Below are 14623 nucleotides of genomic sequence, written 5' to 3' on the forward strand. Positions count from 1 at the left end.
GGGCTAGATACCCTTCACTTCATTCGGCGCGTACACGGGGGCCGCGGCGGGCCGCGTGCCCTTGCCGTTCATGAGCAGCTTGCGCAGGTACCGCCGGGCCGGCTGCTCGATCATCTGGTAGGTGCCTACCGATACGATGATCGTGAAGGCGATCCCCATCGTCACACGCAAGATCGCGTCGACAGCGTAGACCTCGTTCCACGAGACGGCCGGTCGGATCAAAGGACGCAAGGTCCAGGTGTGGACGGCGTATAGCGAGTAGCTGATCTCGCCCAGCCACACCATGGCCGGCAGGGCGAGCAAGTTCGCGGAAAAGCACTCGTAGCGCGACGTATAGAACATCACGACGGCGAGCGGCATGGCCAGGCCGAAATTCAGCGCCGAGAAATGCACGATCTTGACGAGCTCGTTGCCGAAGGTACCCGGTCCACCCAGGCCGCCCGGTACGGCGGCGCTGTAGCCATAGATAAAGGCGAAACCGGCCAGCCACACAATGGCCACGGCGTAGACGAGGCCGGCATACAGGCGCTCGCGCCGCGTGATCGGCATCTCGCGCACGGTCATGAAGAGCTGGGCGGCGAGGCAGCCCACGATGAATTCGCCGATGCGGACGTAGGGCGAGAAGTAGAAAAGCCAGCGATAGAACGAGGCGTCGTTGTCCAGGCGGCCTGTCACGACTCTGGGCAAGAAACCCTTGGCCCACGTTTCGATCGAGCCGAAATTGCTCAGCGCCACGGTGAGGAGGACGATGAAGGCCACCGAGAAGAGGACAAACGCGGTGATGCCGGTCCGCGCCCGGCGAATGCGCAGGACGCCGAAGACCATGAACGGGTAGGCGACGTAGAAGAAGAACTCCGTGGAAATCGACCACGCCAGTCCAAAGCCGTGATTGAGCACCAGCCGGTCGTGAATGGCGAACACGTAGACCCAGCTCTGGGTCAGGGTCAGGTTGTAGACGAGATAGGCCTCGAATTCCTTGGGTGCATAGCTGATCCAGTTCGAGACGAAGTCCGACACCGAGCCGAACACCATGAAGAACAGGAAAAGTGGATAAAGGCGGGCAAATCGCGCCGAGAAGAAGTTCCGCGACGCGCTGCGCAGCGTCTGGTCATGGAACAGGGCCCCGTAGTTGTAATGGATGACGAAGCCGCTCAGGACGAAGAACAGCGGCATACCGAAGACGCCGACGGCGCCCCCGATAGCGGAAGGTATCCTGGTGTCGTTGAACGGAATGCACCAGGCGACGGTGTGGAGGAACAGGATCGAAAACGCCGCCAGGAACCGCAGCCCCGTGAGTTGCGGGATCTCAGACTTCGGCATGCGTTTAACCGGCTCCCTGGTGTCTTCGGTGATTATGACGAAACCGACACGGCAATGCTATCGGGGGACATTCCCGGGCGCTTTGTCACTTTGGAGTGAGTCCGGCGGGACATTAGCGGAAGCGCTCCTGTGCGCAAGAGGCCTGATATTGCGTGGTTTCCGGGCGCCGACGCTGCCAAAAGCCGACTCCCAACCCATGGGGACCCGTGCTAATTTGAAAATTGCAGTTTTGGCGATTGGAAAGTAGACCGGCTGGATGAAGCATAAGACTGCGTTGAAGTACGCGACCGACCTCGACCTGGTTCAGCAGGCCGTGTTGGACGACCGGAGCCGGCACCTGCGGCGCCTCATCTTTCGCGCCATCGAGAATGGCGGGCGGGGGCATATCGGACCGGCGCTCTCCCTGGTCGAGATCATCCGCGTCCTCTACGACGATTTCGTGCGCCATGACCCGGCCAATCCGAAGTGGCGCGAGCGCGACCGCTTCATCCTGAGCAAGGGCCACGGCTGCCTGGCGCTCTACGCCGTGCTGGCCGATCGCGGCTTCTTCGATCTCGGCGAGCTCGACCGCTTTTGCCATTTCGATTCCTTCCTCGGCGGGCATCCCGAGACCGTGGTGCCCGGCGTCGAGGCCTGCACCGGGGCGCTCGGCCACGGCCTGTCGATCGGGCTCGGTATGGCGCTCGCCGCCCGCATGCAGGGCCGCGACAACAAGGTCTACGTGCTGATGGGCGACGGCGAGATCAACGAGGGCTCGGTCTGGGAGGCCGCCGCCTGCGCCGACAAGCACCACCTGTCCAACCTGACGGCGATCATCGACTACAACAAGATCCAGTCGGCCGGCAGCGTCTTCGAGATCCAGAACATGGAGCCGCTGGCCGACAAGTGGACGGCCTTCGGCTTCCGCGTGTTCGAATGCAACGGCCACGACGTTGACGACCTGCGTCAGGTCTTCCGCGAGGCCGCGGCCTACGCCGGTGACCGTCCGCGCGCCATCATCTGCCACACGGTCAAGGGCAAGGGCATTCCCGCCGCCGAGAACAATCCCGACTGGCACCACAAGTCGGACCTGAAGCCCGCCGAGCTGCAGATCGTCCGCAGCGCGCTTGGAAGCTGAGGGGCTGAGCGATGCGCAAGCGTAGTCTCGACATGGTCCACACGCTCGCCAAGCGCGACGAGCGCGTCGTGTTCATTGGCTCCGATCTCTCGCCCAACCTGCTCGGCGAGATGAAGAAGGAGTTTCCGTCGCGCTACTACATGGAAGGCATTGCCGAGGCCAACGTCATCGGCATGGCCGCCGGCATGGCGATGGATGGGTTCATTCCCTACGTCAACACGATCGCCACCTTCATCACGCGGCGCTGCTACGAGCAGGTCGCGATCGATCTCTGCCTGCACGACCTGCCGGTGCGGCTGATCGGCAATGGCGGTGGCTATGTCTACGCGCCGCTCGGGCCGACGCATGAGGCGATCGAGGACATCGCCATCATGCGCGCTTTGCCGCGCATGACCGTCACCGCCGTGTGCGACGCCGACGAGATGACGCGCCTGATGGATGCCACGCTCGACTGGCCGCACCCGATCTACATCCGCCTCGGCAAGGGCGGAGATCCGGTGATCAGCAAGGCCGAGCGCGGCTTCGCCATCGGCAAGGCGATCGACATGATCGACAGCGAGACAGGTGCATCGGACGTCCTGCTGATCAGCACGGGTGTCGCCACCACGCAGGCGCTGAAGGCCGCCGGCTCGCTGGCGGCGGACGGCATTCGCTGCCGGCAGCTGCACGTCCACACCGTCAAGCCGCTTGACGCCGATGCCATCGTCGATGCGGCGAGCAAGACCAAGCTGGTCCTCACTGTGGAGGAGCACAGCGTGATCGGCGGCCTGGGCAGCGCCGTCCTCGAGACGCTGTCGGACCGGCTGACGGGCGCGCTGCCGCCGGTGAAGCGGCTGGGTATTCCCGACAAGTTCGCCGAGCACTACGGCAGCCAGGCGAAGCTGATGGAGGACTTCCGGTTCGACGCCAAGGGCATCGACGCTGCGGTCCGCAAGCACCTGGCGGAGCTGCGCCGGTGAGCAATTCCCCGAGCTTCTGGCGGGAAGACGAGCGCAAGCTCAGCGATACATTCGTGCGTGACGGCTACGTCATCCAGCCGGCCGAATCGCGCGCCGATCTCGACCGCATCCGTGACCTGCTGGCCGATATCGCGGCTTCCTATCTCAAGCTGCCGCCGGCCGAGGACAAAGGCGCCTTCCTCGATCGCATCCACGAGAAGGTCGACGTCCAGCGTCTGAACGACCTCCGACTCGCGGTGATCCGCGAGATGAACGAGGAAGCGTGGACGAGGCTCGCCTATTTCAACACGGCGCGGCGCGCCCTCGAGGTCCTGGTCGGCAACGAGCTGGCCATGCAGCTTCGCATCAACCTCAGCATCCAGCTGCCCAACGACGACAGCTCGCTCTTGCCGGTGCACGCCGACGTCTGGGCCGGCGATTCGCCCTACGAGGTCGTGCTGTGGGTGCCGTTCGTGCATGTCTACGGCACCAAGACTATGTTCATCCTGCCGCGTGACAAGGATTCCCACTATCAGGCGAAGATGGGCGAACTCAAGCTGAAGTCCGCCGAGGAACTGCATCGCGCCATCGAGCCCGACCTGCGCTGGCTCGACATTCCTTACGGCAATGTGCTGCTGTTCACACAGAACGTCATGCACGGAAATATCGTCAATCGGGAACCGGAGACCCGGTGGTCGACCAACTGCCGCTTCAAGAGCGTGTTCTCTCCGTATCACGACAAGAAGCTCGGTGAATTCTTCGAGCCGATCCTGGTGCGCCCGGCAACCAGCATCGGCGCCAGCTACAGGCTGCCCTCGGTTGCCTGATGCAGTCTAACCGAAAGGGATATCGCGGCTACGTCTTCAGTCGATCGGTCGACAATCACCGGGTGCCGCAGCACATCCAGAACCTGGTGATTCGCGACTATGCCGCGCGCCGTAAGCTGCACTATCTGCTGAGCGCCACCGAATACGCCATGCCGAACTGCTATCTCATCCTGGAGCAGGTCCTGGACGAGTTGGCGACGCTCGAGGGCGTGATCCTCTACAGCATGTTCATGCTGCCGGCGGCAGCCAGCGAGCGAGACCGGATATACCGGTGCCTGCTCGACGCTGGTGGAAGCCTGCACTCGGCAGTGGAAGGATTCGTGCTGGCCGACGAGACGGATATCGAGCGCTGGGAGAATGTGCTGCGCACGGCGCACATCTGCAGGAACCTGAATTATCAAGAGATCGAACGATGGCTAACGTAGACTTCATTGGTCCCCTCCATAACCGGACCAAGCGCGATTACGTCGGCCGGGTCGTCCAGTACGACAAGGCCAACTGCTCGGAGATCGCCAAGAAGTACGGCCAGGACTACTGGGACGGCGAGCGGCAGTACGGCTATGGCGGCTACAAGTACGATGGCCGCTGGCTCGCCATCGCCGAAGCCATGGCCAAGCACTATGGCCTGAAGGCCGGCGATCGCATCCTCGATGTCGGCTGCGGCAAGGGCTTCCTCCTGCACGAGTTCACTCGCGCGGTGCCGGGCGTCCATGTCGAGGGCCTCGACATCTCCGACTACGCGATCGCCAACGCCAAGGAAGAGGTGAAGCCCTTCCTCAAGGTCGGCAACGCCGTCTCGCTGCCGTATGCCGACAAATCGTTCGATTTCGTCGTCTCGCTGGGAACCCTGCACAATTTCCCGATCAGCCAGCTCTACGATGCGGTGCGCGAGATCGAGCGGGTAGGCAAGGGGACCAGGAAGTACATCATGGTCGAATCCTGGCGAAACGAACGCGAGCGCATGAATCTGCTGTATTGGCAGCTCACCTGCGAATCGTTCCACGACGTCAAGAACTGGGAGTGGATCTACAAGCAGAGCGGATACCAGGGCGACTGGGGCTTCATCTTCTTCGAATGAACTGCCGTTTGGCATTAGCAATCGCAACACCAGACCTCGAAAGAATGTAGGCCAGATGCTTGATCTCGTGACCGGCGGCGCCGGCTTCATCGGCTCCCACCTGACGGACCGCCTGCTCAGCCTCGGGCGCTCGGTGCGCGTGGTCGACAACATGGAAGTCGGCAAGCCGCGCAACCTCGTCCAGCACAAGGACAACCCCAAGCTCGAGGTCATGGCGGCCGACGTCGCCGACCCGGCGGCGATGGCCAAGGCCATGGCGGGCGTCGAGCGTGTGTTCCATCTCGCCGCGCTCGCCGACATCGTTCCCTCGATCGTCAATCCCGAGGGCTATTTCCGCTCCAACGTCGTCGGCACCTTCGTTACCTTGCAGGCGGCGCGCGCGGCGAACATCAAGCGCTTCGTCTACGTCGCCTCGTCGTCATGCTACGGCATTCCCGATTCCTACCCGACGCCGGAGACGTCAGAGATCCGCCCGCAATATCCCTATGCGCTCACCAAGTGGCTGGGGGAATGCGAGGTGATGCACTGGGCGCAGGTCTACGGGCTTCCGGCGCTGTCGCTGCGCTTCTTCAACATCTACGGGCCGCGGGCGCGCACCAGCGGGACCTACGGCGCCGTGTTCGGTGTCTTCCTGGCCCAGCTTCTTGCCGGCAAGCCGCTCACCATCGTCGGCGACGGCGAGCAGACGCGCGACTTCACCTATGTGTCCGATGCTGTCGATGCCCTGATTTGTGCCGCCGAATCGAACAAGGTAGGGTTGTGCCTCAATGTGGGCAGTGACAACCCGGTCTCGGTCAACTATCTGGCCAAGCTCCTCAAGGCGCCCGAGACGGTGCATATTCCCAAGCGGCCGGGCGAGCCCGACTGCACATTCGCCGATACGAGCCGGATCAAGGCCGAACTCGGCTGGACGTCGAAGGTGCCGATTGAGGATGGCGTGCAGAACATGTTGAAGGTCATAGACTATTGGCGCGACGCACCGGTCTGGACGCCGGATTCGATCGCCGTGGCGACCAAGGATTGGTTCACCTATCTCGGCCGCCAATAGGCGCGCGTTTTCGGTAAGAGAGCTGGCAGGGGACGGCGCATCGATGTTCGATAAGATCAAGACGCTCGGCGAACTGGGCGAGATCGCTGCTGCGGCGCGGGCCAAGGGCCGCAAGGTGGTGCTGGCGCATGGCGTGTTCGACATCCTCCATGTCGGGCACAAGCGGCATCTCGATATCGGCAAGCGTCACGGCGATTTGCTGATCGTCACGCTGACCACCGACCGCTTCGTCAACAAGGGGCCCGATCGCCCGGTCTTCTCCGAGAAGCTGCGCGCCGAGATGGTCGCCGCGCTGGAATGTGTTGACTACGTCGGCATCTCGCCCAATCCCGGTGCCGAGCACGTGCTCGAGACCGTCAAGCCCAGCTACTACCTGAAGGGTTCCGAGTACGCCGACGAGGAAGCCGACGTCACCGGCCGCATCAAGACCGAGCGGCTGACCGTCGAGAAGTTCGGCGGCGAGGTGCTGTACACCGAGGACATCACCTTCAGCTCGTCCAACCTCTCCAACCGGGTGATGTCGCTCTATCCCGAGGAGACCGCGGCCTACCTCAAGGACCTGCGCGCGCGCATCACTGTCGACGACGTGAAGAAGGAAGTGGCGGCCGTCGAGAACAAGCGCTGCCTGGTGATCGGCGACACCATCCTCGACGAGTACATCTACGTCGAGCCGCTCGGCAAGCCCGCCAAGGAAAACATCATCGCCACCAAGTACAAGAGCCGCGAGATCTTCTGCGGCGGCGCCATCGCCACGGCCAACCTGGTCGGCCAGGTGTGCGCCGGCGTCGATCTCGTGACCTTGCTTGGCAGGTCACAGAGCTACGAGGATCTGATCCGCGCCAACCTCCACCAGAACGTCAGCCTGATGCCGTTCTACCGCGAAGGCGGCCAGACGACGCTGAAGAGCCGGCTGGTCGACCCGGCCTACGTGAAGAAGCTGATCGAGGTCGCCTACATCTCCGACGAGGCGCTGCCCGCGGCCGAGCAGGCGACGCTGAACGGCTGGGTCGAGAAGAACATCGCCAACTACGACGCCGTCATCGTCAACGATTTCGGCCACGGCATGATCGACGACGGCCTGGTCGACATCGTCTGCCGCAAGTCGAAGTTCCTGGCGGTCAACGCCCAGACCAACAGCGCCAATCGCGGTTTCAACCTGATCACCAAGTATCCGCGCGCCGACTTCATCTGCATCGACGAGCCCGAGGCGCGACTGGCCGCGGTCGAGCGCTATGCGCCGATCGAGACGGTGGTGCGCGAGAAGCTTGAGAAGAAGATCGACTGCCACACCTTCGTGATCACCCACGGCAAGCTCGGCAGCATCGTCTACTCGCCGCAGGCCGGCGTGAAGCGCATCCCGGCGCTGACCGGCGAGGCCATCGACACGATCGGCGCCGGCGACGCCTTCTTCGCCCTGGCGAGCCCGTTGCTGGCCGCCGGCAGCGATCCGTATCTCGCGGCTTTCATCGGCAACGCCGTCGGCGCGATGAAGGTCCGCATCGTCGGCCAGCGCCACCAGATCACCAAGCCGGAGATCCTAAAGTACCTGTCGACGCTCCTGAAATGAGTGGCTAAAAAAGACCGTTCGCACGCGCACAACCCAGGCATTGGCAGACCCATGAGTCGATACCAGAAGAACCCCAATCTCAATCGCGTGCTGGTCACCGGCGGCGCGGGATACGTCGGCGCGGTGCTCGTGCCCAAGCTCATCGCGGCCGGCTACCAGGTGACCGTCCTCGACCTCTTCATGTACGGCGAGGACGTGCTCAAGGGCTCGCGCGGCGCCGCGCTGCGTGAGGTCAAAGGCGACATCCGCGACACCGAGGTGGTCAAGCAGGCGCTGCAGGGCTGCGACGCCGTCATCCATCTCGCCTGCATCTCCAACGACCCGTCGTTCGAGCTCAATCCCGACCTCGGCCGGTCGATCAACCTCGACGCCTTCGTACCGCTGGTGCGCGCGTCGAAGGACGCCAAGGTCAAGCGGTTCATCTACGCCTCGTCCTCGTCGGTCTACGGCATCAAGGACGGCGTCGAGGTGACCGAGGATCTCTCGCTCGAGCCGCTGACCGACTACTCCAAGTTCAAGGCCGAGTGCGAGGTCCTGCTCGAGCAGGAGCGGGCGCCCGGCTTCACCACGGTGACGATCCGCCCGGCCACGGTGTGCGGCTACTCGCCCCGCCAGCGGCTCGACGTCGTGGTCAACATCCTGACCAACCTCGGCGTGCACAAGGGCGAGGTCTCGGTGTTCGGCGGCGCGCAGCTGCGGCCGAACATCCACATCGAGGACATGGCCGACGCCTACATGCTGCTGTTGCTGGCGCCGGACGAGAAGGTCAACGGCAAGGTCTACAATGCCGGCTACGAGAACCATTCGGTGATGCAACTCGCCGAGATGGTCCAGCGCAACGTCGGTCCGGACTGCAAGCTCAAGGTGCAGAACACCAACGACATGCGTTCCTATCACGTGTCGTCGAAGAAGATCAGGGACGAGCTGGGCTTCGAGGCCAGCCACACGATCGAGGAAGCCGTCGTCGACCTGATCAAGGCGTTCAAGGACGGGCGGCTGCCCAACTCGCTCGACGATCCGCGCTACTTCAACATCAAGACGATGCAGAAGGTAAATCTCCAGTAGATGGAGCAGGGCAAAAGCGGTCGCGCACTCGTCGTCGGAGGCGACAGTCTTGTCGGCTCCGCGCTGCAGGTGCGTTGCCGCAAGCTCGGATCGGCGGTCGACGTCACGTCGCGCCGGCCGGTTGGCCAGCAGGACGGCGGCACCGTCTTCCTCGATCTCGGCAATCCCGACTTCACGCCTTTGCAGGGCGGCCGCTACGACGCAGCCTTCATCTGCGCCGCCGTGACCAGCATGCAGGTCTGCCAGGCCGAGCCGGCGCGCTCGCGCCGCGTCAATGTCGACAACACCCTCGAGCTCATGCGCCGGCTGGCCGACCGCGGCACGCACCTGGTGTTCCTGTCGAGCAGCCAGGTGTTCGACGGCGAGACGCCGATGCCGGATGAGGCCGCGTCGACCAACCCGAAGAACGAATACGGTGCCCAGAAGCTCGCCGTCGAGGAGGCGATCGAGCGGGAGGGGCTGCCGGCCGCCGTCCTGCGCCCGACCAAGGTGCTCGCCGATCGTCCGGTGGGCGTCTTCAAGGGGTGGTTCGAGGCGCTAGCCAAGGGGCAGCCCGTTCAGGCCGCGACCAACATGGCGCTGTCGCCGGTCATGGTCGGCGACGTCGCCGAAGCGGCCGGGCGGCTCGCCGCCGGCCGCCATCGCGGTGTCTGGCACCTGGGTTCCAGCGACGAGATCGGTTATTTCGACGCCGCCCGGCTGATGGCCGAGAGGCGCGGTCTGCCGGTGTCATTGGTGAAGGGCGAGGCGCTGACCGAGGCCCAGGTGCCGCAGATCTACCGCCACCGCTATGTGACGCTCCGCTGCGAGAAGATCGCGCGGACCCTGCCGATGCCGGTCCGCAGCGCGCGCGACATCCTCGACACGCTGTTCGCGGGCTTCCCGCGATGAGAGTAGGCATCGACCTCGACAACACGCTGATCTCCTACGATCAGGCGTTCCAGCGCGTCGCCAAGGAGGAGGGGCTGTTGCCGTCGTCGTTCGAGGGCAACAAGGCCGCGGTCAAGCGGGCGCTGCTGGCCGAGCGGCCGGACGGCTTTCTCTGGGAGAGCCTGCAGGGCCTGGTCTATGGCCGGCGGATCGACGCCGCGATCCTGTTCGACGGCGTGGCGAGATTCCTGGAAGCCTGCCGGGCGCGCGCCGACGTGGTGGCGATCGTCAGCCACAAGACCGAGCTGGCGCATCACGATCCGCACATGACCGACCTGCGCGTGGCCGCACTTCGCTGGATGGAGAGCAACCGCTTCTTCGACACCGCGGGCCTCGGCATCGGCCGCGACAACGTCTATTTCGAAGGTACGCGCGACGAGAAGGTGAGGCGCATACGGGCGCTTGAATGCGACGTGTTCGTCGACGATCTTGCCGAAGTCTTGGGCCATGCCGAGATGCCGGCGACCTGCCGCAAGATACTGTTCGGCAGCGAGCCGCAGAGTGAGTTCGAGCAATATGCCTCCTGGGACGAAGTCCGTGACGCGCTCTTCCGCGGCAACTGACGATATCCAAGACGTCGCCCGCACCCTGTGTGCCGGGCCGATCCGGTCGATCTCGGAGATCCGCCGTGGCGGCAACAGCCGGATCTTCCGCGTCGAGACGCAGGCTGCGCGCTATGCGCTGAAGAAATACCCCGCGGCCGACAACCGCAACCGGCTCGAGGCCGAGGTCAATGCGCTCGGCTTCATGGAGCGCAAGGGCATTGGCCGCACGCCCAAGGTGGTGGCCGTGTCGCCCGAGCGGCGCTTCGCCCTGCTGACCTGGATCGACGGCGAGGCGGTGGACGCCGTCACCGACGCCGATGTCGCCGACTTCGCCGCCTTCCAGATCGCCCTCGATCGCGGCATCGACGCCGAAGCGCGCAGCGCGATCGGCGAGGCCTCCGAGGCCTGCCTGTCGGGACCGCGGATCATGTCGCAGATCGAGCGGCGCTACGCCCGGCTCGCCGCCGTCAAGCATGACGTGCCGGAGTTTGCCGCGTTCTTCGACGAAGTCCTCGAGCCGTCGCTGGCCCGCTTCGAGGCCGGTGCCCAGGAGGCCTATCGCCGGCTGGGCTTCGACTTTTCCCAGGACATCGCGCCGCAGTTCCGCACCCTCATTCCCTCCGACATGGGGGCGCACAACGCGCTCCGGGCCGCCGACGGTCGCCTGCATTTCCTCGATTTCGAGTATTTCGGCTGGGACGATCCGCTCACCAGCATCGCCAACTTCGTCATGCATCCCGGCATGCGGCTGAGCGACCGGCAGAAGGCGCTCTACCAGCAGGCGCTGCTCGGCCATTTCGGCCGGCATGCCGAGAGCGAACGCCTGCCGGCGCTGATGCCGCTCTACGGGCTGCGCTGGTGCGCCATCATCCTGGGCGAGCTCTTGCCGGAACGCTGGCAGCACCGGCTGGACAGCAACGCAGCGCACGGCACCTGGGACGACGTCCGCCGCCAGCAGATCGCCAAGGCGCGGGCGTTGGTCTCGCAAATGACTTCTTGGGAGCGCGGGCCTCTGGCCCGCTCATGAGCATGAGGCGGGCCAGACGCCCGCGCTCCCTTAGACCGCCGAAAACCGCTTCATGTTGTCCTTCTCGACGAAGGTCGCGCGGCGGTAGGCGCGGGCGACGTCGGCGACGCTGCCGGCTTCGCGGACGCGGCCGTTGTCGATCCACATCGCGCTCTCGCACAGGCGCGACAGCTCGCCGGTCGAGTGGCTGACGAAGAGCAGCGTGCCGGTGCGGCGGAAATTGTCGATCCAGTCGACGCACTTCTTCTGGAAGGCGAGATCGCCCACCGACAGCGCCTCGTCGACGATCAGGATCTCGGCGTCGATGTGGGCGCATATGGCGAAGGCAAGCCGCATGCGCATGCCGGCCGAATAGAGCTTCAGCGGCTGGTCCATGAAGGCGCCGATGCCGGCGAACTCGGTGATCGAGTCGAACTTTTGCAGGATCTCCTGGCGCTTCAGTCCTAGCACGGCGCCGCCGATCAGCACGTTCTCGCGGCCCGTGGCCTCGAGGTCGAAGGTGGCGCCGAGCGCCAGCACCGGCGCGACCCGGCCCTTGACCCAGATCTCGCCTTTGGTCGGCTTGGTCATGCCGCAGACGATCTGCAGCAGCGTGGACTTGCCGCAGCCGTTGCGCCCGATGATGCCGAGGCTCCTGCCGCGCTTGACCTCGAAGCTGATGTCCTTCAGCGCCCAGAACGACTTGTAATAGGGGTTCTTCTCCGACCCCACGAGCTGCTGCTTCACCCAATCCTTCGGACTGTCGTAGAGCTTGTAGGCCTTGGCGAGGTGCTTCGCCCTGATCACGACCTCGGTGTCAGATGACATCGGCGATCGCATCTTGCTGGCGCTGGAAGAACCAGTAGCCGAACCAGAAGAAGAACAGGGATACGAACATCGTCCAGGCGATGACCAGGCCGGCGGGAATCCTCCCGAACACCACCAGGTCGCGGATGGTCTCGATGAAGCCGGTCAGGATGTTGGCGTACATCAGCAAGTACCAGGTGGGCCCGAGTGTTTCGTGGCTGAAGAACACCGGTGTGGCGAACATCAGCACCGGGGCGATGGTCATCATGAGGTAGGCGGTGTCGCGCGTGAACGCCCCCAGGGCAGACAGCAGCCAGGTGATGCCGATCAGGAACATCAGGAAAGGGACGAACCACAGAGGCAACAGCAGCACGGTCCAGTGCAGCGTGCCGGTGAAGAGAAGCTGGCAGGCCAGCATCAGCGCCAGGCCGATCGACGCATAGGTCGTCGCCCTGAGCGTCGAGATGATCGGCAGCATCTCGGCCGGAAACATCGTCTGCTTGATGTAGTGGGCGTATTCGTGGAGCAGCGAGGGCGCCCGGTAGGCCATCTCGGTGAAGAAGTTGAACGCCACCAGCCCGCCGAAGATGAAGAGAGCGTAGTCAATCGACGAATTGGACTGGGCTTTGTTGGGCAGCGTCGCCGAGCCGCCGAAGACCAGGGTGTAGGTGACGAGCGAGATCAGCGGCGCCACCACCGCCCACACCCAGCCGGCCATCGAGCCGCTGAAGCGCTCGCGCAGCTCCCGACGCAGAATTGCCGCAATCAGGTCGCGGTGGTGCCAAGCCTCGACGAATGGCCGCACCAGGAAGCGGCCGATGCGCTCCAGCCAATTGTAATCCCGCGGCTCGACCGCCTTGCCATCCACAAAGTGCATGACGGGCGCATTGGGCAGTTCCTGGCGGTTGTTCAAGTTAACCATTGAATTAAAACGACAAATCCGGACGGCGGACGGCCGCAAGACGCGATGTCAGGGTGGGGGGCATGGCGGCAGTCGCATAGCATAGCGAACCCGCCCGAGATAGCCTCGACAATGTCTCGCCCGAGCCTCCTGTCACCGTCGGCTGGAGAAAATTTGCCGTGGAATCATGGCAAGTTATCCGCCGATGTTCGGGTCACGACGTCGTCTTGACGCTCCCCAGGCGTATAGGCTAGCGGGACGCCTCGGAATCCCCTCCCGTAGCACCGGCCGCCGGTGAAAGTGCCGATCTTGACCACCACGAACGATACAATGAGAGCCGCCAGTGGCTGACATCGGCATATTGCGAGCCGCCATCGCGCCCGTCAGGCGCCTGTGGCGCCGGCCGACCGCGGTCGACATCGCCCCCAAGGTCGGCGACGACCAGGACGCCCGTGCCCATTTCCGCGACGGCCTGGCCAAGCGGCGTGGCGGCGACAGCGCGGGCGCGCTCGCGGCATTCGAGCGGGCGCTGGCCCTGGACTCCGATTTCGCCGACGCCGTAATGGCTCGGGCGGAGATCCTCGATGGCATGGGACGCAGCGAGGAGGCGCACGGCGAGTACGAGCGGGCGCGCCGCCTGTGGTCGGAGATGCCGCCGGGTGCCGCCGACCGGCGCTATATCTTCCGCCGTCAGGGATACTTCGCCTTCGAGGCCGAATCGTACGACCTGGTCCGCACCAACGTCCGCAGCAAGATCCTGCCGCAGCTCGCGCACGGCAATGCGTGCCTGGCCCGCGGCCGTGCGGCCGAGGCGCTGGACAGCTACGAGCGCGCGCTGAAGGTGAACGCCAAGCTTCCCGAGGTGATGGCGCTGAAGGGCGAGGCCCTGTCGGCGCTGGGCCGCTATCAGGAAGCGATCGAGATCTTCGACGGCGTGCTGGCCACCCATCCGAAGGATGGCGACACGCTGAACGCCCGCGGCATCGCGCGCGCGGCGCTCGGCCGGCTGGCCGAAGCCAACGAGGACTGGCGCCACCAGTTCGAACTTCTGCCGCAGACCAGCTCGGCGGCGCGCGCCTGTGTGGCGATGCGCATGGCCAACTACAGCGCCGCCTTCAACGAGTTCGGCTTGGCCATCGCCAAGGAGCCCGCCAATCCCTATTGGCTGCTCTACCGGCTGACGGCCGCGCGGCTTGCCGGCGCGCCGGCCGAATCGGTCACGCTCCCCGCCGACGATCGCTGGCCCACGCTGCTGCTCGCTTTCCGCACCGGCCAGGCGACCGAGGAAGCGCTGCTCAACCGCGCCAACTCGCCCACGCGCCATGCCGAAGCGCGCTTCCAGATGGGTGTGCTGGCCGTCGACGGCAATCCCGCGGCGGCGCGCCGCTACTGGCGCGAAGTCGTCGACCAGGGCCCGCCGGCGCTGATCGAGTTCGCCGCCGCCAGCAACGAGCTTGCGCGCCTCGGCGCCTAG

At 64.7% G+C, this 14623-nt stretch carries 15 protein-coding genes; 12 read left to right on the forward strand and 3 right to left on the reverse strand.

Features of this window, described 5'->3' with window-relative positions:
* Positions 1–3: 3 nt before the first annotated feature.
* Positions 4–1320: an acyltransferase family protein gene (locus tag RSO01_RS05910; protein WP_147147148.1), complete on the reverse strand. Its 1317-nt coding sequence runs from the start codon at positions 1318–1320 to the stop codon at positions 4–6.
* A 256-nt stretch (positions 1321–1576) separates the two neighbouring features.
* Here RSO01_RS05910 and RSO01_RS05915 point away from each other — a divergent pair, with 256 nt between their 5' ends.
* Genes RSO01_RS05915 through RSO01_RS05965 form a run of 11 tightly spaced genes read left to right on the forward strand, consistent with a single transcriptional unit; the run spans position 1577 to position 11462 of the window.
* On the forward strand, positions 1577–2437 hold the full coding sequence (locus RSO01_RS05915; protein WP_147147150.1) for a transketolase: 861 nt from the start codon (positions 1577–1579) through the stop codon (positions 2435–2437).
* Positions 2438–2448: 11 nt separating this feature from the next.
* Positions 2449–3396, forward strand: coding sequence for a transketolase family protein (locus RSO01_RS05920; protein ID WP_147147152.1), 948 nt, complete (start codon positions 2449–2451; stop codon positions 3394–3396).
* Positions 3393–4202, forward strand: coding sequence for a sporadic carbohydrate cluster 2OG-Fe(II) oxygenase (locus tag RSO01_RS05925; RefSeq protein ID WP_147147154.1), 810 nt, complete (start codon positions 3393–3395; stop codon positions 4200–4202). The genes RSO01_RS05920 and RSO01_RS05925 overlap by 4 nt, the downstream gene beginning before the upstream one ends.
* The gene (locus RSO01_RS05930) at positions 4202–4627 is read left to right on the forward strand and encodes an LIC12192 family sporadic carbohydrate cluster protein (RefSeq protein WP_147147156.1); all 426 of its coding nucleotides are present in this window, start codon (positions 4202–4204) and stop codon (positions 4625–4627) included. Before RSO01_RS05925 ends, RSO01_RS05930 begins: the two co-directional genes overlap by 1 nt.
* Positions 4615–5280: a class I SAM-dependent methyltransferase gene (locus RSO01_RS05935; RefSeq protein ID WP_147147158.1), complete on the forward strand. Its 666-nt coding sequence runs from the start codon at positions 4615–4617 to the stop codon at positions 5278–5280. Before RSO01_RS05930 ends, RSO01_RS05935 begins: the two co-directional genes overlap by 13 nt.
* Before the next feature lie 55 nt (positions 5281–5335).
* The gene (locus RSO01_RS05940) at positions 5336–6328 is read left to right on the forward strand and encodes an SDR family oxidoreductase (protein ID WP_147147160.1); all 993 of its coding nucleotides are present in this window, start codon (positions 5336–5338) and stop codon (positions 6326–6328) included.
* Between the two features lie 43 nt (positions 6329–6371).
* Positions 6372–7895 (forward strand): PfkB family carbohydrate kinase, encoded by a 1524-nt coding sequence (locus RSO01_RS05945; protein ID WP_147147162.1) that lies wholly within the window; start codon positions 6372–6374, stop codon positions 7893–7895.
* Between the two features lie 51 nt (positions 7896–7946).
* Positions 7947–8960, forward strand: a complete 1014-nt coding sequence (locus RSO01_RS05950) for an NAD-dependent epimerase/dehydratase family protein (protein WP_147147164.1) — start codon at positions 7947–7949, stop codon at positions 8958–8960.
* The gene (locus tag RSO01_RS05955; protein WP_147147166.1) at positions 8961–9851 is read left to right on the forward strand and encodes an SDR family oxidoreductase; all 891 of its coding nucleotides are present in this window, start codon (positions 8961–8963) and stop codon (positions 9849–9851) included.
* Positions 9848–10453: an HAD family hydrolase gene (locus RSO01_RS05960; protein WP_147147168.1), complete on the forward strand. Its 606-nt coding sequence runs from the start codon at positions 9848–9850 to the stop codon at positions 10451–10453. The genes RSO01_RS05955 and RSO01_RS05960 overlap by 4 nt, the downstream gene beginning before the upstream one ends.
* A complete protein-coding gene (locus RSO01_RS05965; protein ID WP_170302867.1) occupies positions 10428–11462 on the forward strand; it encodes an aminoglycoside phosphotransferase family protein in 1035 nt (344 codons plus the stop codon). Before RSO01_RS05960 ends, RSO01_RS05965 begins: the two co-directional genes overlap by 26 nt.
* A 30-nt stretch (positions 11463–11492) precedes the next feature.
* Here the strand turns inward: RSO01_RS05965 and RSO01_RS05970 are convergent, their stop codons facing one another.
* Positions 11493–12269 carry an ABC transporter ATP-binding protein gene (locus RSO01_RS05970; RefSeq protein WP_147147171.1) on the reverse strand — a complete coding sequence of 259 codons (777 nt, stop codon included), beginning with the start codon at positions 12267–12269 and terminating at the stop codon, positions 11493–11495.
* On the reverse strand, positions 12259–13170 hold the full coding sequence (locus tag RSO01_RS05975; protein ID WP_147147173.1) for an ABC transporter permease: 912 nt from the start codon (positions 13168–13170) through the stop codon (positions 12259–12261). The genes RSO01_RS05970 and RSO01_RS05975 overlap by 11 nt, the downstream gene beginning before the upstream one ends.
* 322 nt (positions 13171–13492) lie before the next feature.
* Here RSO01_RS05975 and RSO01_RS05980 point away from each other — a divergent pair, with 322 nt between their 5' ends.
* A complete protein-coding gene (locus tag RSO01_RS05980) occupies positions 13493–14623 on the forward strand; it encodes a tetratricopeptide repeat protein (protein ID WP_147147174.1) in 1131 nt (376 codons plus the stop codon).

Source organism: Reyranella soli, assembly GCF_007992495.1.
GTDB lineage: Bacteria > Pseudomonadota > Alphaproteobacteria > Reyranellales > Reyranellaceae > Reyranella > Reyranella soli.